This window comes from Phenylobacterium sp., assembly GCF_037189685.1.
Lineage (GTDB): Bacteria > Pseudomonadota > Alphaproteobacteria > Caulobacterales > Caulobacteraceae > Phenylobacterium.
This window is the reverse complement of sequence record NZ_JBBCIT010000010.1, coordinates 68,052-85,598: the sequence shown is the minus strand read 5'-3', so window position 1 is coordinate 85,598 and position 17,547 is coordinate 68,052. Positions and strand designations below refer to the sequence as shown.

Annotated in this window: 15 protein-coding genes; 6 read left to right on the top strand and 9 right to left on the bottom strand. The window is 71.5% G+C overall.

The features are described from left to right. Window positions 1–13: 13 nt before the first annotated feature. Together WG212_RS06620 and WG212_RS06615 are read right to left on the bottom strand one after the other, a co-directional pair. On the bottom strand, window positions 14–964 hold the full coding sequence (locus tag WG212_RS06620) for an alpha/beta hydrolase (protein ID WP_337186448.1): 951 nt from the start codon (window positions 962–964) through the stop codon (window positions 14–16). A 182-nt stretch (window positions 965–1,146) separates the two neighbouring features. Then, window positions 1,147–1,686: an AraC family transcriptional regulator gene (locus WG212_RS06615; RefSeq protein ID WP_337186288.1), complete on the bottom strand. Its 540-nt coding sequence runs from the start codon at window positions 1,684–1,686 to the stop codon at window positions 1,147–1,149. Window positions 1,687–1,931: 245 nt separating this feature from the next. Between WG212_RS06615 and WG212_RS06610 the strand changes: the two genes are divergently transcribed. Both WG212_RS06610 and WG212_RS06605 read left to right on the top strand, forming a co-directional pair. Continuing rightward, window positions 1,932–2,573 carry a hemerythrin domain-containing protein gene (locus WG212_RS06610; RefSeq protein ID WP_337186287.1) on the top strand — a complete coding sequence of 214 codons (642 nt, stop codon included), beginning with the start codon at window positions 1,932–1,934 and terminating at the stop codon, window positions 2,571–2,573. 107 nt (window positions 2,574–2,680) lie between these two features. Next, window positions 2,681–5,095: a membrane-bound PQQ-dependent dehydrogenase, glucose/quinate/shikimate family gene (locus WG212_RS06605; RefSeq protein ID WP_337186286.1), complete on the top strand. Its 2,415-nt coding sequence runs from the start codon at window positions 2,681–2,683 to the stop codon at window positions 5,093–5,095. Between the two features lie 41 nt (window positions 5,096–5,136). Here the strand turns inward: WG212_RS06605 and mnhG are convergent, their stop codons facing one another. The 7 genes from mnhG to WG212_RS06570 form a co-directional block, all read right to left on the bottom strand. After that, a complete protein-coding gene (gene mnhG / locus WG212_RS06600; RefSeq protein ID WP_337186285.1) occupies window positions 5,137–5,475 on the bottom strand; it encodes a monovalent cation/H(+) antiporter subunit G in 339 nt (112 codons plus the stop codon). Next, window positions 5,472–5,750: a K+/H+ antiporter subunit F gene (locus WG212_RS06595; protein ID WP_337186284.1), complete on the bottom strand. Its 279-nt coding sequence runs from the start codon at window positions 5,748–5,750 to the stop codon at window positions 5,472–5,474. Before WG212_RS06595 ends, mnhG begins: the two co-directional genes overlap by 4 nt. Next, window positions 5,747–6,235, bottom strand: a complete 489-nt coding sequence (locus WG212_RS06590; RefSeq protein WP_337186283.1) for a Na+/H+ antiporter subunit E — start codon at window positions 6,233–6,235, stop codon at window positions 5,747–5,749. The genes WG212_RS06595 and WG212_RS06590 overlap by 4 nt, the downstream gene beginning before the upstream one ends. After that, complete coding sequence (locus tag WG212_RS06585) at window positions 6,232–7,812, bottom strand: monovalent cation/H+ antiporter subunit D (protein WP_337186282.1); 1,581 nt, start codon at window positions 7,810–7,812, stop codon at window positions 6,232–6,234. Before WG212_RS06585 ends, WG212_RS06590 begins: the two co-directional genes overlap by 4 nt. After that, window positions 7,809–8,153, bottom strand: coding sequence for a Na+/H+ antiporter subunit C (locus tag WG212_RS06580; protein WP_337186281.1), 345 nt, complete (start codon window positions 8,151–8,153; stop codon window positions 7,809–7,811). Before WG212_RS06580 ends, WG212_RS06585 begins: the two co-directional genes overlap by 4 nt. Further along, window positions 8,150–11,068: a monovalent cation/H+ antiporter subunit A gene (locus tag WG212_RS06575; RefSeq protein ID WP_337186280.1), complete on the bottom strand. Its 2,919-nt coding sequence runs from the start codon at window positions 11,066–11,068 to the stop codon at window positions 8,150–8,152. Before WG212_RS06575 ends, WG212_RS06580 begins: the two co-directional genes overlap by 4 nt. A 211-nt stretch (window positions 11,069–11,279) precedes the next feature. Beyond that, on the bottom strand, window positions 11,280–11,564 hold the full coding sequence (locus WG212_RS06570; RefSeq protein WP_337186279.1) for a hypothetical protein: 285 nt from the start codon (window positions 11,562–11,564) through the stop codon (window positions 11,280–11,282). Window positions 11,565–11,719: 155 nt separating this feature from the next. On the opposite strand from WG212_RS06570, the gene WG212_RS06565 reads away from it, so the two are divergent. The 4 genes from WG212_RS06565 to WG212_RS06550 are packed head-to-tail and all read left to right on the top strand — an operon-like array spanning window position 11,720 to window position 17,498. Further along, window positions 11,720–12,616: a universal stress protein gene (locus tag WG212_RS06565; protein WP_337186278.1), complete on the top strand. Its 897-nt coding sequence runs from the start codon at window positions 11,720–11,722 to the stop codon at window positions 12,614–12,616. 45 nt (window positions 12,617–12,661) lie between these two features. After that, window positions 12,662–15,343: an HAD-IC family P-type ATPase gene (locus WG212_RS06560; RefSeq protein WP_337186277.1), complete on the top strand. Its 2,682-nt coding sequence runs from the start codon at window positions 12,662–12,664 to the stop codon at window positions 15,341–15,343. Beyond that, complete coding sequence (locus tag WG212_RS06555) at window positions 15,340–16,308, top strand: bifunctional enoyl-CoA hydratase/phosphate acetyltransferase (RefSeq protein ID WP_337186276.1); 969 nt, start codon at window positions 15,340–15,342, stop codon at window positions 16,306–16,308. The genes WG212_RS06560 and WG212_RS06555 overlap by 4 nt, the downstream gene beginning before the upstream one ends. Continuing rightward, complete coding sequence (locus WG212_RS06550) at window positions 16,305–17,498, top strand: acetate/propionate family kinase (protein WP_337186275.1); 1,194 nt, start codon at window positions 16,305–16,307, stop codon at window positions 17,496–17,498. Before WG212_RS06555 ends, WG212_RS06550 begins: the two co-directional genes overlap by 4 nt. The last annotated feature ends 49 nt before the right edge of the window (window positions 17,499–17,547 follow it).

Here is a 17,547-nt window from a genome sequence, read left to right as displayed (position 1 = left end):
GCGGATGAGGTGTTCAGGCCTTCAACCATGCCAGGATGTCACGGTTGATCGTCTCGGCGTGGGTGGAGGCCATGCCGTGGTCAAAGCCAGGATAGACCTTGAGCGTGGCCTTGGGGAGGAGCTTGGCGGCCTTGAGAGCGGAGGCCTTGATGGGGACGATCTGGTCGTCGTCGCCGTGCATGACGAGCACCGGGATGTCGATCTTCCTGAGGTCCTCGGTGAAGTCGGTTTCGGAGAAGGCCTTGATGCAGTCGTAGTGGGCCTTGACCCCGCCCATCATGCCTTGCAGCCACCACTTGTCGATGAGGCCCTGGCTCACCTTCGCGCCCGGGCGGTTGAAGCCGTAGAAGGGGCCGGCCGGCACGTCCCTGAACATCTGGGCTCGATCCGCCATCAGTGCGGCGCGGAAGCCGTCGAACACCTCGATGGGCAGGCCCTCGGGGTTGCTGTCCTTCCGCACCATCACCGGCGGCACCGCGCCGATCAGCACCGCCCGGGCGGCGCGGTCGGTCCCGTGGCGGCCGAGATAGCGGGCGACTTCGCCGCCGCCCGTCGAATGGCCGACGTGGATCGCATCCTTGAGCTCCAGGGCCAGCACCAGCGCGCGCAGGTCGTCGGCGTAGGTGTCCATCTCGTTGCCCTCCCAGGTCTGGGTCGAGCGGCCATGCCCTCGGCGGTCGTGGGCGATCACCCGGTAGCCGTTGTTCGCGAAGAACATCATCTGGGCGTCCCAGTCGTCGGAGGTCAGCGGCCAGCCGTGGCTGAACACGATCGGCTGGCCGGCCCCCCAGTCCTTGTAGAAGATATCGGCGCCATCCCGGGTCTTCACCCGGTCGTTCACCTGGCGCGGCTTCGCCCCGCTGCGGGATTGAGCGGCCGCCGAGGTTGCAACGGTTCCGGCCGCGGCGGCGGCCACGCCCGCCGCGAACAGGCCGCGGCGCGAGGCTTGGGGCGCGGGCATCATCATCGTCGGGTCCTCCGGGGCGGGATCTTCGGCTCCGTGGGAGGCTATGCGGCCATCCGGCCCGGTCTTGAACGTTCCGAAGGGCGCTTGCATGTCCTTGTCGCGCCGGCTCCCCGGATCTGGCTGGCGGTCTCTTCAGCCGAGCGCTCGCGTCACCGGGCCGCGACTCGCGAAGCAGCTGCTCAGGGACCGGCTGCGGTTGCGGTGGAACCCGTGGTGTGGATCCGCCGCCAAGCGTGGGGTGATACGCCGATTTCGCGGCGGAAGGCCCGCGAGAGATGGGCCTGATCGGCGAACCCGCAATCCAGCGAGATGCGGGCCAGCGGCTCGGCGGTGGCCAGCATGAGGCGCTGGGCGCGTCGGATGCGGCTGCGGACGACGAACGCGTGCGGCGCCTCCCCGAAGCTGGCCTTGAAGGCGCGCGAGAAGTAGCCGGCGCTCAGCCCGGTGACCTCCGCGAGTTCCGACAGGAGTAGGCGGCGGGCCAGCCCGCGCTCGATATGGTCGCGCACCCGCCGCGCCTGCCAGGGTGTCAGCGCGCCCGGGAGCGTCCGGAGAGCTGGGGCCTGGGGCTCCAGAAGGGCCAGCGCGCGCTGTAGAGCGGCGCGGGCCGCGTCCAGGTCCTGCTCCAGAAGTCGGGCGGCCTCGGCGAGCAGGGCGGCGAGGCCGGAGGACCCCGCGCCCGGCATGGCGTCTTCAGCGACTATCGGACCCCCGCGCATCAATGTCTCTCCCGTGCGGCAGGACGCCGCCACCGCAGGTTGACCACATCTGCGGGCCCTGTCTCGTAAAGTTCTGCCGGGAACCGTGAGCCGCGGGCGAACGACGGACGCACAGGTTCTGGTCCCCGCGCGCCGGCGCAGGCCCGAGGCGCCGTGGGGCGTGGAACCTTCCGCCGCCCGCCGCGTAGCCCTCCCGTTCGGACCGGCCTCGCCGGATCCGACCTGGCCTGGAAGCGAGGACGCAAATGACCGCTCAGACGATGACCCGCCCGCAGAAGTCCGATGAAGCCCCATCCGGCGCGCCTGATCGGGCGCGGCTGGCCAAGAGTGCGGCGGTCGCGAAGGCGAAGGCCCTGGCGCCGGACGTGCCCGTGCGCCTCGGCAGCACGCCGAAGACGAAGTTCCGGGGCGACCCCGACGTCTTCGGCCGCCTCGTCGAGGACCACGACCGGCATCGCGCGCTGCTCGCCATGATCGAGGAGACCCACGGAAACTCCGACACGCGCCAGCGGCTGTTCCTCGAGCTGGTCCGCGAGCTCAAGGCCCACGCCGCCGCCGAGGAACAGGCTCTTTGGTCCACGGTGCTGCGCGATCCCGCGACGACCGACTTCGCGCGCCACGCCGTGGCCGAGCACAAGGAGATCGACGACATGCTGGCGGACCTCGCCGCCCGCGACATGGCTTCGCCCGGATGGCTGCGGCGCTTCGCGGGGCTGAAGGCGGAGTATCTGCACCACATCGGCGAGGAGGAGCAGGAACAGTTCGTCGCGGCCGAGAGGCGGCTTGGCGACGCCGACCTCCGCCACATGCGGCGGGTCTTCGAACAACGGAAGAAGGCCGAGAAGGCGGATGCGGTGATCGAGAAGAAGATCAGCCTCAAGGACTGACGTCCGGACGGCGGCCCACCGCACGAGCGCGCCCGTCGTAATGGCCGGAACCCGAGTGCTCCACGCCTGTTCTAAGGTGCAGCCACAGGCATCGAGGGAGGCGTGCGATGAATCCCCTTCACGGGTGGGGCCCGCGCACGATCGGCGAGTGGCTGGCGGCGGCGTTCGCCGCGCTACTGGCCCTGATCGGCGTGGTGCTCCTGGCGGGGGGCGCCTGGCTCGTCCTGATCGGTGGAACGCCCTACTACATCCTGGCCGGCGCGGGTCTGATCCTGTCGGCCGGCCTCCTGGCCTTCGGTCGGGTGCTGGGCGCCTGGGTCTACGCCGCCGTGTTCGTCGCGACCCTGATCTGGGCGGTCTGGGAGGCGGGGTTCGACGGCTGGGCCCTGGTCCCGCGCGTGGTCGGGCCGGCGGTCCTGTTCCTCATCGCCATGGCGCTGGTTCCGGCGCTCTCCCGTTCGGGGCTGGCGCGCCGCGTCGCGCTGGGCTGGGTCGCGGCCCTGGCCGTGGCCGTCGTGGTTGGCGGAATCGGGATCTGGGCGTCAGGGCGCTCGGCGCCGGGGCCGCTGCCGGCCGCCGGGCGCGTCATGGGCGATCCGTCGCCGGCTCAGGCGGGCCGCGACTGGCCGGCCTACGGCGGTTCGTACGCCGGCCGCCGCTATTCTCCCCTCACCCAGATCACGCCGCAGAACGTGCGCCGGCTGGAGCGGGTCTGGCTGGCGCACACGCGCGACCTGCCCAGTGAGCGTGCGCGGAACAAGTACGGCGCCGAGACCACGCCGCTGAAGGTGGACGACACCCTCTACCTCTGCTCGGCCAAGAACATCCTGATCGCGCTCGACCCGGCCACCGGCGCCGAGCGCTGGCGCTACGACCCCAAGGTCTCGGACGACTGGATTCCCTACACCGCCGCCTGTCGCGGGGTGACCTACTTCCGCGTTCCCGCGGCCGATCCGGCCCAGGCCTGCGCGGCCCGGATCGTCGAGGGCACGCTGGACGGCCGGTTGATCGCTGTGGACGCCCGCACGGGCGCGCCCTGCGCCGACTTCGGGCGCGAGGGACAGGTCGACATCAAGCAGGGGATGGGCACCGTCGAACCGGGGATGGTCTCCATCACCTCGCCGCCGGTGATCGTCCGCGGCGTGATCGTCACCGGTCACCAGGTGCTGGACGGTCAGCAGAACGACGCGCCGTCGGGCGTGATCCAGGGGTTCGACGCCGTGACCGGCGCCCAGCGCTGGGCGTGGGACCTGGGGCGTCCGGACCAGACCGCGCCGGCGGCGCCGGACGTGACCTACACCCGTGGCACGCCCAACATGTGGACCACCGCCACCGGCGACGAGGCCCTGGGCCTGGTCTACCTGCCGATGGGCAATTCGGCCGTCGACTACTGGAGCGGCGACCGCTCGCCCCAGGAGAACGCCTTCTCCACGTCGCTGGTGGCGCTGGACGTGGAGACCGGCGCCCCGGCGTGGCGCTTCCAGGCCGTGCGCAAGGACGTCTGGGACTACGACCTGGGCAGCCAGGCGACGCTGGTAGACTTCCCGACCGCCGCCGGCGCGATCCCCGCGCTGGTCCTGCCCAGCAAGCAGGGGGACATCTACATCCTCGACCGCCGCACAGGCCGCCCGCTCACGCGGGTGGATGAGCGCAGGGTCCCGCAGGGCGGCGTCGAGCCGGCGCAGCGGGCGGCGACCCAGCCCTTCTCGGCCTACCATACGCTGGCCCGGCCCCGGCTGAGCGAACGCGACATGTGGGGGATGTCGCCGATCGACCAGATGATCTGCCGCATCCAGTTCCGCCGCGCGGCGTACGAGGGCATGTATACGCCGCCGACCGCGGACCGCCGCTGGATCCAGTATCCCGGCTACAACGGCGGCTCGGACTGGGGTGGCGTGGCCGTCGATCCCCGGCGCGGCGTGATCGTCGCCAACTACAACGACATGCCCAACTACAACCGCCTGGTTCCCCGCGCGACAGTGGACCGGAAGGGCTGGACGCCGCGCAGCCAGGCCCGTGGCGGCGACCTGGGCGGGGCCGAGGGCGCGGGCGACCCGCAGGTGGGAACCCCCTACGGCGTGGACGTGAACGCCGGCTGGCGGCTGCCGGTCACCGGCCTGCTCTGCAAGCGCCCGCCGTATGGCGGCGTGCGCGCCATCGACCTGCGGACCGGCCGCACGCTCTGGGACCGGCCGCTCGGCGAGGCGCGCCGCAACGGCCCGTTCGGCATCCCCTCCATGCTGCCCGTCGAGATCGGCACGCCCAACAACGGCGGGGCGGTGGTGACCGCCGGCGGCGTGGTGTTCGTCGCGGCCGCGACCGACAACCTGATCCGGGCGATCGACCTGCGGACCGGCCGCACCCTGTGGCGCGACGTCCTGCCGGCCGGCGGACAGGCCACGCCGATGACCTACGAATGGGGCGGTCGGCAGTACGTCGTGATCATGACAGGGGGCCACCACTTCATGGAGACGCCCGTGGGCGATCAGGTCATCGCCTATGCCCTGCCGGCCCCTCGCTGAGGGCGTCACACCCGCGCTGGGAGGCGCGGCCGGGATCGGGGTCAGGGTTCGGCGTTCTTGCGCTCGTCCTCGGCCCGGTCGCGGAACAGGGCGGCGCGCGCCAGCAGGATCAGGGTGACGGGCGTGGTCACGGTCAGGAACGCGCCGATCAGCAGTTCGCGCGGCAGGAACCGCTGTTCGACCAGCCCGAAGAACAGGGCCGAGGCCGAAAGGACCAGGACCGTGCCCAGGGTGGCGCCCAGGGTGGGGGCGTGAACCCGGTCGTAGAACGACGTCAGCCGCACCAGGCCCGTCGCCCCGAGCAGCGAGATCGCCGAGCCGGCGACCGCCAGGACGACCACCAGCACCACCGCCCAGGCGGGAAGGTCGGCCGGAATCATTCGATCACCTCGCCGCGCATGAGGAACTTGGCCAGGGCCACCGTGGCCGCGAAGCCCAGCATGCCGATGATCAGAGCCGCCTCGAAATAGAGCGGGCTGCCGGTGCGGACGCCGAAGACCACGATCAGCAGCATGCCGTTCAGGTAGAGGGTGTCCATCCCGAGGATGCGGTCCTGCGCCCGCGGGCCGACGACGATCCGCCACACCGCCACGCCCATGGCCGCCACGAGCATCAGTTGCGCCAGGGCGAGGCCCCAGATGAAGAGCATCGTCATTCGAAGATCTCCTTCAGCAGCCGCTCGTAACGGTCCTTGATCAGCCGGACCCAGGTCTCCTCGTCCACGAGGTCGAGCACATGGAGCAGGAGGCGGCCGTTGGCCCGCTCGTACTCCACCCACAGGGTCCCGGGCGTGCTGGTGACGATGATGGCCAGCACCGCCAGGGCGTGACGGTCCTTCAGATCCAGGGGGACGTGGATGAATCCCGAGACGCGCTCCTGCTGCCGTCCGGCCAGGAGGATCTGTCCGACCGCCCAGTTGGAGCGGACGATGTCCGTCAGGACGATGGCCGTGAGCTGGACGAGCGCGCGGGGCGAGCGCATCCGGACCGGCTCGATCCGGAAGGGCCGCATGAGCTGGGGCGCCACGACGGCGGCGACGGCGGCCAGCGCCAGGGCGGGCGGGCCGGTCGAGGCGCTCATCAGGATCGAGGCGACGAAGACTCCCAGCGAGAGCAGGGGGTGGGGCAGCAGGCGTCTCATCGGCCGCCCCCGGCCAGCACGGCGTTGGCGTAGGCCTCCGGCCGCGTCAGCCAATCGGCCGTATGCTGGGCGTACAGCACCCCGGCGTTGCCGAAGATCGCGAGCAGGACGCACGCTGCGAGCAGGACGCCGAGGCCGGCGAACTCGGCCGCGCCGACCACGAAGGGCGGCCGGTCGCCCTCGGTGGCCCAGATGGCGCGGATGCCCAGCCGGACCAGTCCGATCAGCGCGCCCAGGCTGGAGAGGGAAAGCAGGGCGATGATCCACCACGCGGCGGCGTCGCCGGCCTGCATCAGGGCGTCCATCATGGCCAGCTTGCCGACGAAGCCGGCGAGCGGCGGCAGGCCCGCCACCATCAGGGTGCAGACGAGGAAGGCGCCGGCCACGGCGGCGACGGCGGCGGGGATGACCAGGCCCGGCTCATTGCGCTCCTCGTCGTCGAACGGGTCATGGTATTCGTCGTCGAAGACCGCGCGGCCCGTGTCGGCGCCGGCCTCCTGGCCGCGCTGGAGGATCTCGCCCACGAGGAACAACGCCCCGCAGGCCAGGGTCGACCCGACCATGTAGAAGATGGCGCCGGCCAGGGCGTCGGGATGGCCCGAGCCCAGGATCGCCAGCACGGTCCCGGACGACACCATGACGGCGTAGGCGGCCGCCCGGGAAAGGTCGCGCGCGGCCAGCAGGCCCGCCGTGCCGAAGGCGATGGTGGCCAGGCCGCCCACCAGCAGCCACGCCCCGCCGAACCCGGTCGAGGCCCCGGCGCCCACGCCGAACAGCAGCAGGCCCAGGCGCATGACCACGTAGACCCCCACCTTCGACAGGATCGCGAACACCGCCGCGGCGGGCGCGCTGGCGGCCGCATAGGTCGGGGGCAGCCAGAGACCGAGCGGCCACATGGCGCACTTGACCAGGAACGCCACGCCCAGGATGGCCGCGCCGGCGTGGAAGAGGCCGCGGTCGGCGTCGGGGATGGCGGGGATGCGGGCGACCAGGTCGGCCATGTTCAACGTGCCGGTCACCCCGTAGATCAGGCTGACGCCGATCAGGAAGAGCAGCGAGGCCGTGAGGTTGACGGCGATGTAGCCCAGGCCCGCCTTGATCCGCGCCTCGCCCGACCCATGCAGCACCAGGCCGTAAGAGGCCGCCAGCATGATCTCGAAGAAGACGAACAGGTTGAACAGGTCGCCGGTGAGGAACGCGCCGTTCACCCCCATCACCAGCAGGAGGAAGATCGCGTGGAAACGCGGCCCGGCCCGGTCCCAGCGGGCGAGGGCGAACACCAGGGCGCAGCCGCCCAGCACGCTGGTCAGCGCCACCATCAGGGTCGAGAGCCGGTCGGCCACCAGCACGATGCCGTAGGGCGCGGCCCAGTCGCCCAGGCGGTAGACGCGCGCCGTCTCGCCGCTGGCGCTCTCGTCGAGCAGGATCAGCGCCATCGCCAGGATGGCGGTCATCGCCACCAGGCTCATCACGCCCTTGAGGACGCGCCGGCGCTCGTCGAACAGCAGCATGGCGGCCGCCATCGCCATGGGCAGGACGATGGGGCCGATGACGATGTGGTCGTGCCAATCCGTCATTCCTGCGGCTCCCGGCCATCCACATGGTCGCTTCCGGTCACGCCGCGGGACGCCAGCAGGACCACCAGGAACAGGGCCGTGAGCGCGAAGCTGATGACGATGGCGGTGAGCACCAGGGCCTGCGGCGTCGGGTCCGCATAGGCGGCGACGTCCTCGGGGCCGGTTCCGGTGACCGGCGGCGCCGCGGTCTTCAGCCGGCCCATCGAGAAGATGAAGATGTTCACCGCATAGGACAGCAGCGACAGCCCCATGATCACCTGGAAGGTGCGGGGCCGCAGCAGAAGCCAGGTTCCGGAGGCCGACAGGACGCCGATCGCCAGGGCCAGCACGATCTCCTTCACGCCGCGCCCTCCGGTTCCGCCTCGTCGTCCTTGCGGGCCTTGCGGAGCGACTGGTGCGCGAGCGCGACCAGGACGAGGACCGTCGCGCCGACGACCAGGACCACCACGCCCAGGTCGAAGATCACCGCGCTGGCCAGCGGCACGCGCCCCAGCAGCGGCAGGTCGGCGTACTGGAAGGCGGAGGTCAGGAAGGGGGCGCCGAACAGCCAGGCCCCGGCGCCGCTGGCCGCGGCGATCAGCAGGCCGATGCCGATCCATGCGATGGGCCGGATGGTGAGCCGATCCTCCACCCACTGGGCGCCCGAGGCCATGTACTGGAGCACGAAGGCGATCGCCACGACGACGCCGGCCGCGAAGCCGCCGCCGGGCAGGTCGTGCCCGCGCAGGAACAGGTGGGCCGCCAGCAGGATGACGAACGGGAACATCCAGCGCATCACCACCTGTGGGATCAGCATGGTCTCCTTGAGGGTGTCGCCCGCGCTACGGCCCTCGCGCCGACGGTCGGCCGCGTCCTGGAGGCGCATCTGCGGCGGCCGCGGCAGGCTGTCGCTGGCCGGCCGGAAGCGGCGCAGCACGGCGAACACCGTCAGCCCGACCACGCCCAGGACCGTGATCTCGCCGAAGGTGTCGAACGCCCGGAAGTCCACCAGGATCACGTTCACGACGTTGCGCCCGCCGGCGTCCTTGTAGGCGTGCTCGACGAAGTAGCGCGACAGCCCCTCGACCGGGGGGCGGGTCATGACCGCGTAGGATATGGCCGCCAGGCCCGTCCCGACGGCCGCGGCGATCACCAGGTCGACGCGCCGGCGCCGCTTCGAGCGCCGCTCCTCGTTCGGCGCGGCGCGGATGGCTTCGTTCCGCTTCGGCAGCCAGCGCAGGCCGAGCAGGAGCAGGACGGTGGTCACCACCTCGACCACGAGCTGGGTGGTCGCCAGGTCGGGCGCCGACAGCCAGATGAAGGAGATGCAGCTCGCCAGCCCCGCCCCCCCCATCAGCACCACCGCGGCCAGCCGGTGGTACTTGGCCTGCCACGCGGCGGCGAAGGCGCAGACGCCGCCGATGATCCAGAGGCCGGCGAAGGCGAAATCCCCTATGCGCGGCGTCAGCGCCGGCGGGCGCAGCCCGAAGCCCGCGGCGGCGACGGCCACGAAGCCGGCCGCCAGCGCCGTCAGGACGATGACGCGGATCTGGGGTTGGAGCCGCTGTGTGCCGGCCACCTTCTCGACCACCATCGCACCCGCATTGAGCTGGGTCATCGCACGCTCGAACAGATAGCCGCCGTTGAAGCGGCGCAGCCCGAGGGCGCCGCCCGGGTTGGCGTTGATCGTCTTCCCGAAGGCGAGGTAGAGCCCCACGCCCGTGGCCAGCGCGGTCACGCTGAGCAGCAGCGGCAGGTTGAATCCGTGCCAGATCGCCAGGCTGTAGTACGGCGGGTCGAGGCCGACGACCGAGACGACCGCGCTGCGCAGGAACGGCCCGACGGTGATGGCCGGCAGCACGCCCACCAGGAGGCAGAGCGCGACCAGCACCTCCACCGGGCGCCGCATCCACGTGGGCGGTTCGTGCGGCGTCTTCTCCAGTTCGGTCGGCGCCGGCCCGAAGAAGGTCTGGTGGATGAAGCGCAGCGAGTAGAGCACGCTGAAGGCGCTGGCCACCGTGGCCAGGACCGGCAGCACGGCGAACAGGGCGTGCCGCTCGGCGCCCGCCAGGGCCTCGGCCAGGAACATCTCCTTCGAGAGGAAGCCGTTGAGCAGGGGTACGCCCGCCATCGCGGCGGCGGCGATGATCGCCAGCGCGCCGGTGAAGGGCATGTAGCGCAGCAGGCCGCTCAGCTTGCGCATGTCGCGCGTGCCGGTCTCGTGGTCGATGATCCCCGCCGCCATGAACAGCGAGGCCTTGAAGGTGGCGTGGTTCACCGTGTGGAAGATGGCCGCCACGGCCCCCAGCTCGCTGCCCAGGCCCAGCAGGAGGACGATCAGGCCCAGGTGGCTGATCGTAGAGTAGGCCAGCAGGCCCTTCAGATCGTGCTGGTAGATGGCGCACCAGGCGCCGAAGAGCAGGGTGAGCAGCCCCGCGCCGCCGACCACGATCTCCCACATCTGGGTGTCGGCGAAGATCGGCCAGATGCGCATCAGCAGGAAGACGCCCGCCTTCACCATCGTGGCCGAGTGCAGATAGGCGCTGACCGGCGTGGGCGCGGCCATGGCGCGCGGCAGCCAGAAGTGGAACGGGAACTGGGCGCTCTTGGTCAGCGCCCCGAGGAGGAGGAGCCCCAGCGCCAGGGGATGCAGCGGGTCCGCCAGGATCGTCTCGCGGGCCGCCAGCACCGCGTCCAGGTCGTAGCTTCCCGCCATGCGGCCGAGCAGGACCGCGCCGACCAGCATGGCCAGCCCTCCGGTCGCGGTGACGGTGAGCGCCATCCGCGCGCCTTCCCGCGCCGAGGCGTTCTGGTGCCAGTAGCCGATCAGCAGGAACGAGAAGAGGCTGGTCAGCTCCCAGAAGACGACGAGCTGGATCAGGTTGCCGGACAGGACCAGCCCCTGCATCGCCCCCATGAACGCCAGCAGGAACGAGAAGAACCGCGGCACCGGGTCCTTGGGCGACATGTAGTAGCGGGCGTAGAGGACGACGAGCGCGCCGATCCCCAGGATCAGGGCGCTGAACAGCCACGACAGCCCGTCCAGACGCAGGACCAGCGACACGCCCAGCGCTGGCAGCCAGTCGATCTCCTGCCGGATGACCTCGCCGTCCTGGAACGCCGGCCAGAGCGCGGCCAGGCAGATGACGTTGGCCAGGGCGACGCCCCACGAGAGGATGGCCGCGGTCGTCCGGGCGTTACGAGGCAGGCCGGCGGCGATCACGCTGCCGATGAACGGCAACGTCAGCACGACGATCAGGAGCAGGCCAACGGACATCAAGGCGCGGAACGACCCCTCGCGGTGAAACCATGATGGGACGTGTCATAGTCCGGGTCGTCCTGTCCAGAATTCGGCAGGTGTTTCCGAAGGCCCATTCCCAGGGACCTGTCGGGCGAACCGGCGGGTTCGCACAATAAAAGAAACGTGAGGAGGGCGGGGCGGATTCGTCGACCCGCGTTCGTCGCGCAGGGCGTTGGACGCGGGGCGCTCAGGCCTCGGGCGTCTTGGGCCCGTCCGCCCGCGTCGACGTCGCCCAGATCCTCATCGGCAGCAGCCACATCTGGCCCACGACGGCCGCCCAGTCGCGGAGGACGTCGGCGCCCAGCGTGGCCTCGGCCTGCGCCGCCTCGACAGGGTCGCCCGCCGTGGCCATGCGGCTCCAGAACCGCGCATAGTCACGCATCAGGTGGTCGCCCAGCCAGACGGCCGCGAACGGCCAAGGCATCGCCGAGGTGGGGGTCGTCGAAGGCGAAGGCGTTGAGGCGTCGGTCATGGCGGTCTCCGGCTTCCAGACCTTCATTGTGGCGCCGGCGCCGGCGCCGTGACTTGAGCGAGGTCAAGCCGCCGCCATCTTTCGTGCGTTACCCCTCCCGTGTCCGCGTCCGCCGGCAAGGAAATCTTTGAATGGAGTGAAGCGTGGGTGAGAGCATGTCCGAGCCGACCTGGAGGCAGGGGCCTCCCAGAAAGATCCTCCTCGCGACGGATCTGAGCAGCCGGTGCGACCGGGCCCTGGACCGCGTCGCCCAACTGGCCGGGATGTGGGGATGCCCTGTCGTGGCGCTCCACGTCCTCGACACCGCGCCGGATGTCCTGACCGAACGGCGCCTGGAGGATCTGCCGTCCTGGCGTCGTCCGCCCGACCGGGGGTTGGCGATCGCGGCCCAGATCCGCCGCGATCTGGGCGCCGATCTGCCGGCGCTCGAGGTGCGCGTGGAGGATGGCCCCGTCGCCGAGGCCATCGATGCGGTCGCGTCCGAGACCGGTGCGGATCTGATCGTCACCGGCGTGGCGCGCAACGAGACGTTCGGCCGGTTCTTCCTGGGCGCCACCGTGGAGCGGCTCGTCCGCCGCACGCGGGTCCCGGTCCTGGTGGTCCAGAACCGGGTGCGGCCCTATGGCGAGATCCTGGTGGCCACCGATTTCTCGGACTCCTCGCGGCACGCGCTGGACGCGGCGTCAGCATTCTTCCCGCAGTCGCCCCTGACCCTTCTCCACGCCTATGAGACGCCCTTCGCCCTCCACCTCGACAGCGACGATTTCGGCAACCAGATCCGCGGCATGGAGCAGAAGGCGAGCGACGCGTTCGTCGCCGGCTCGTCCCTCTCGCCGGAACAACGCCGGCGGCTCCGGGTCTTGGTGGAGCATGGGCGCCCCGAGGCCCTGATCGGCGCCTACATGCGCGACCGCCCGGTCGATCTCGTCGTGCTGGGCAGTCACGGTCGCAGCGCCGTGTTCGAGGCGCTGATCGGCAGTACGGCGAAGCGTATCCTCGAGGTCGCGCCGGGCGACGTCCTGCTGGTCCGCGATCCCCGCTCGGTGCGGTGAACGTCGCATTTCCCTCTCCCTGTCGATCCTGGAGGACGCCCGTCGATGGCCGCTCCCGAGTCTGCGTCCTGGCACCAGCTTCCCATCGAGGACGTCCTCGCGGCGCTGGACGGACATCCCGACGGCCTGGGCGGCGAGGAAGCGGCGCGGCGCCTCCAGGTCCAGGGGCCCAACGAGCTGCCGAAGGCCAGGGGCCGTTCGGCGCTGCGGCGCTTCCTGGCCCAGTTCAACAACGTCCTGATCTACTTCCTGCTGACGGCGGCGCTGGCGGCGGCGGTCCTGGGCCACGCGGTCGATGCGGCGGTGATCGCGGCCGTCGTGATCGTCAACGCCATCGTCGGGTTCATCCAGGAAGGGCGGGCCGAGCGGGCCCTGGACGCCATCGGCGACCTGATCGCGCCTGAGGCCGCCGTCGTGCGCGGAGGGCGGCGGCTGCAACTGCCCGTCCGCGAACTGGTGCGCGGCGACATCGTGCTGCTGGAGGCCGGCGACCGGGTGCCTGCGGACCTGCGGCTGATCCGCGCCCGCCGCCTGCTGATCGACGAGGCGCTGCTGACGGGGGAATCCCTCGCGGCCGAAAAGCACGAGGCGCCGGTTGCGCCGGCCGCGCCCCTCGCCGAGCGGAGCAGCATGGCCTACTCGGGCTGCCTCGTGGCGGCCGGCCAGGGCGCGGGCGTGGTGGTCGAGACAGGGGTCGCCACCCAGATCGGGCGCATCAGTTCGATGCTGCAGGGGGTGACGTCGCTCAGCACGCCGCTGCTGCGCCAGATCGACGCCTTCGCCCGGCGGTTCACGGGCTTCGTCTTCCTGGGCGGGGTGGTGCTGTTCGCCTTCGCCGTGCTGGCGCGCGGCTACGACTGGGTCGAGGCGCTGATCGCCGTGGTCGCCCTGGCCGTGGGCGTCGTGCCGGAAGGCCTTCCCGCGGTCATCACCATCACCCTGGCGATCGGCGTGCGGCGGATGGCGGCGCGCAACGCGGTCATCCGCAAGCTGCCGGCCGTGGAGACCCTGGGCGCCACCTCGGTCATCTGCACCGACAAGACCGGAACGCTCACCCGCAACGAGATGACCGCCCGTCGGGTCATGACGCCGGCGCACGCGGTCCTGGCGGAAGGGGCGGGGTATGCGCCGCAGGGCGCCCTGCGGTCCGCCTCGGGCGCCGACGACGTCGCCGCGGTCGCAGCCTGCGCCGGCGTGCTCCGCTGCGGCCTCCTGTGTAACGACGCCGACCTGCTCCAGGCCGAGGCGGGCTGGCAGGTCATGGGCGATCCGATGGAAGGCGCGCTGGTCGCGCTCGCGCTCAAGGCCGGGCTGGATCCAGGCCACGTGCGCTCGGAATGGCCGCGAATCGACGCCATCCCCTTCGATGCGGCCTACCGGTTCATGGCCACCCTGCACCGCAGCCCGGAGGGCGAGTCGGTGGTGTTCGTGAAGGGCGCCGCAGAGGCGCTGCTCGCGCGCGCCAGGCCGTCGGCCGCCACCCCGGACTGGAACGCCCGCATCGACGAGGCGGCGGCCCAGGGCGAGCGCGTCCTGGCGTTCGGCACGAAGGTCCTGCCGCCGGGAACCGAGGCGCTGGACTTCGCCGACCTCGAGGCGGGCGTGGAGTTGCTGGGCCTGGTCGGCTTCATCGATCCGCCGCGGGCCGAGGCCAAGGCCGCCATCGCCGAGTGCCGGGCCGCCCGCGTGGCGGTGAAGATGATCACCGGCGACCACGCCGGCACGGCGGCGGCCATCGCCCGCCAGCTCGACATCGCCGACGATCCGAAGGTGGCGACGGGCGTCGAGGTCGACGCGCTGTCCGACGACGAACTGCGCACGACCGTCGAGGAGGTGTCGGTGTTCGCCCGCGCCAGCCCCGAGAACAAGCTCAGGATCGTGCGCGCGCTCCAGGCCAACGGCCGCATCGTGGCCATGACGGGCGACGGGGTGAACGACGCCCCGTCCCTCAAGCAGGCGGACGTCGGCGCCGCCATGGGGATCAAGGGCGCCGAGACGTCGAAGCAGGCGGCCGAGATGGTCCTGCTGGACGACAACTTCGCCTCGATCGTCGCCGCCGTCCGCGAGGGCCGCACCGTCCACGACAACATCCGCAAGGTGATCTCGTGGACGATCCCGACCAACGGGGGCGAGACGGTCGCCGTGGTTCTGGCGATCCTGGCGGGCTTCGCCCTGCCGATGTCGGCCACGCAGATCCTCTGGGTGAACCTGGTCCTCGGCGCGACCCTGGGGCTGGTGCTGGCCTTCGAGCCCCCGGAGTCCGGCGTCATGCAGCGGCCGCCCCGCGCGCCCGACGCGCCCTTGCTGTCGCCGTTCCTGCTGTGGCGGGTGGTCCTGGTCTCGGCGCTGCTCGCCGCCGCGGCCCTGGGGATCTTCTTCCATGCGCTGGGCCGGGGCGACAGTCTGGAGACGGCGCGGACGATGGTCGTGAACATGTTCGTTGTCGGCGAGATCTTCTACCTGTTCAACGTGCGCTACCTGCGCTCGGGCTCGCTGAGCTGGCGCGGCGCGCTGGGGACCCCGGCGGTCAACCTCGCCATCGTCGTCCTGGTCGCGGCGCAGCTCCTGTTCACCTATGCTCCCTTCATGCAGGCCATATTCGACACCCGCCCCCTGAGCCTCGCGGACGGGGCCCTCATCATCGCCGTGGGCGTCGGGCTCATGCTCCTGCTGGAGGTCGAGAAGGCCGCGATGCGGCGTCTCCGGTGGTTCGAGGAACTGACGTGAGCGGCGCGCCTGTGGCCGGAGCCGTTCCCCGGGCGACCGAGCCCGATTCCCAGCTCGAACGCCTGCTGGCGCTGGGCCGGGCCCGTACGGCCGCGCCGACCGCGGTCGTCCATCCCTGCGACCCCGTCTCGCTCTCCGGCGCGCTGGAGGCGGCGCGGCTGGGCCTCATCTCGCCGGTCCTCGTGGGGCCCAAGGCCAGGATCCTGGCCGCCGCCGACGAAGCCGGAGAGGACGTGGGCGACGCCCGGATCGTGGACGTGGAGCACAGCCACGCCGCCGCCGCCGAGGCCTGCCGCCTGGCGCGCGCCGGCGAGGTGGCGGCCCTGATGAAGGGCAGCCTCCACACAGACGAACTGCTGGAGGCCGCGGTCCACCCCCAGAACGGCCTGAGGACCGACCGCCGGATGAGTCACGTCTTCATCCTGGACGTGCCCACCTATCCGCGCCCGCTGTTCGTCAGCGACGCGGCCATCAACATTGCCCCCGACCTCGCCATCAAGAAGGACATCGTCCAGAACGCCATCGATTGTGCGTTGGCCCTGGGCGTCGAGCAGCCGCGCGTGGCGGTGCTGGCCGCGGTCGAGACGGTGCATCCCGGCATGCCGGCGACCATCGACGCCGCGGCCCTCGCCAAGATGGCCGGCCGGGGCCAGATCGTGGGCGGGCTCGTGGACGGCCCGCTGGCCTTCGACAACGCCATCTCGGAGGAGGCGGCGCGGACCAAGGGCATCGTCTCGGAGGTCGCCGGGCGGGCCGACATCCTCATCGCGCCCGACCTCGAGGCGGGCAACATGATGGCCAAGCAACTCGCCTACCTCGCCAACGCCCAGTCGGCCGGGCTGGTGATGGGCGCCCGCGTGCCGATCATGCTCACCAGCCGCGCCGACGGCCGCCTGTCGCGCCTGGCGTCGTGCGCGGCCGCCATGCTGGTGGCGCAGCGCCAGCGGTCGAAGCCCGCCCGGTGAGCGGTGTCCTGGTCCTGAACGCCGGCTCGTCCAGCCTCAAGTTCGCGTTGTACGGCGCCGGGCCTGGCGCCCCGCTCCGGCTGAAAGGCGCGGCCGCCCGCCTGGGCGGCTCCGAGGCGCGGCTCCGCATCCGGGTCGGCGAGGCGGTCCAGGCCGACCGCGCGCTACCCGGACCCCTACCGGCGACAGCCGCCGCAGAGATCGTGTTCGACGCCCTGGACGAAGGCGGCCATCTGGCCGGCCTGGCGGCCGTCGGCCACCGGATCGTCCACGGGGGCCGGACATATGACAGCGCCTGCCGGCTGGACGGCGAGGTGCTGGCCGATCTCCGCCGCCTCACGCCGCTCGCCCCCCTGCACCAGCCCTACAATCTCGACATCGTCGAGGCGGCGGCGCGACGCCTTCCCGACGTGCTCCAGGTGGGATGCTTCGACACCGCCTTCCATGCCGGCCGCCCCAGGCTGGAGCGCCTCTACGGCCTGCCGCGCGCCCTGGCCGACGATGGCGTCCTGGCCTACGGCTTCCACGGGCTGTCCTACGAATACGTCGCCGGAGTGCTCCGCGACCGCGATCCGGCGACGGCCGGCGGCCGGGCGATCGTCGCCCACCTGGGCAGCGGCGCCAGCCTCTGCGCCATGCGGGAAGGCCAGAGCGTCGCCACCACCATGGGCTTCTCGGCCCTGGAGGGTCTGGTCATGAGCACCCGCAGCGGCTCGCTGGACCCGGGCGTCATCCTCCACCTGATCCAGGATCGCGGGATGTCGGCGGATCAGGTGACCAGGATGCTCTACCAGGAGTCCGGGCTCCTGGGTGTCTCGGGCCTGTCCGGCGACATGCTGACGCTCTCGGCTTCGCCGGCCCCCGAGGCGGCCGAGGCGATCGACCTCTTCATCTACAGGGTGTCGCGCCAGATCGGTTCGCTGGCCGCCGCGCTGGGCGGACTCGACACGCTCGTGTTCACCGCTGGTATCGGCGAGAACGCGCCCGACATCCGGGCCCGGATCTGTGCGGCGGCCGGCTGGCTCGGTGCGGCCATCGATCCCGCGCGCAACGCCGAGGGCGCGGGGGCGATCGGGGCGGCGACGTCGAAGGTCGAGGTCCTGGTCATCCCCACGGACGAGGAGCGGGCCGTGGCCCAGGCGACGATGCGGCTGCTGGACGGGCGTTCGAACGAAGAGTGCAACCAGTGATCTAGTTCAACCTCTTCTCTGCATCTGCAGGATGTGAAATGCTCGGGGT

Bases quoted from the DNA above. Each gene is read 5' to 3' on its own strand.
- WG212_RS06620 (WP_337186448.1), bottom strand. From the start codon at position 964: ATGATGCCCGCGCCCCAAGCCTCGCGCCGCGGCCTGTTCGCGGCGGGC.
- WG212_RS06615 (WP_337186288.1), bottom strand. From the start codon at position 1,686: ATGCGCGGGGGTCCGATAGTCGCTGAAGACGCCATGCCGGGCGCGGGG.
- WG212_RS06610 (WP_337186287.1), top strand. From the start codon at position 1,932: ATGACCGCTCAGACGATGACCCGCCCGCAGAAGTCCGATGAAGCCCCA.
- WG212_RS06605 (WP_337186286.1), top strand. From the start codon at position 2,681: ATGAATCCCCTTCACGGGTGGGGCCCGCGCACGATCGGCGAGTGGCTG.
- mnhG (WP_337186285.1), bottom strand. From the start codon at position 5,475: ATGATTCCGGCCGACCTTCCCGCCTGGGCGGTGGTGCTGGTGGTCGTC.
- WG212_RS06595 (WP_337186284.1), bottom strand. From the start codon at position 5,750: ATGACGATGCTCTTCATCTGGGGCCTCGCCCTGGCGCAACTGATGCTC.
- WG212_RS06590 (WP_337186283.1), bottom strand. From the start codon at position 6,235: ATGAGACGCCTGCTGCCCCACCCCCTGCTCTCGCTGGGAGTCTTCGTC.
- WG212_RS06585 (WP_337186282.1), bottom strand. From the start codon at position 7,812: ATGACGGATTGGCACGACCACATCGTCATCGGCCCCATCGTCCTGCCC.
- WG212_RS06575 (WP_337186280.1), bottom strand. From the start codon at position 11,068: ATGTCCGTTGGCCTGCTCCTGATCGTCGTGCTGACGTTGCCGTTCATC.
- WG212_RS06570 (WP_337186279.1), bottom strand. From the start codon at position 11,564: ATGACCGACGCCTCAACGCCTTCGCCTTCGACGACCCCCACCTCGGCG.
- WG212_RS06565 (WP_337186278.1), top strand. From the start codon at position 11,720: ATGTCCGAGCCGACCTGGAGGCAGGGGCCTCCCAGAAAGATCCTCCTC.
- WG212_RS06560 (WP_337186277.1), top strand. From the start codon at position 12,662: ATGGCCGCTCCCGAGTCTGCGTCCTGGCACCAGCTTCCCATCGAGGAC.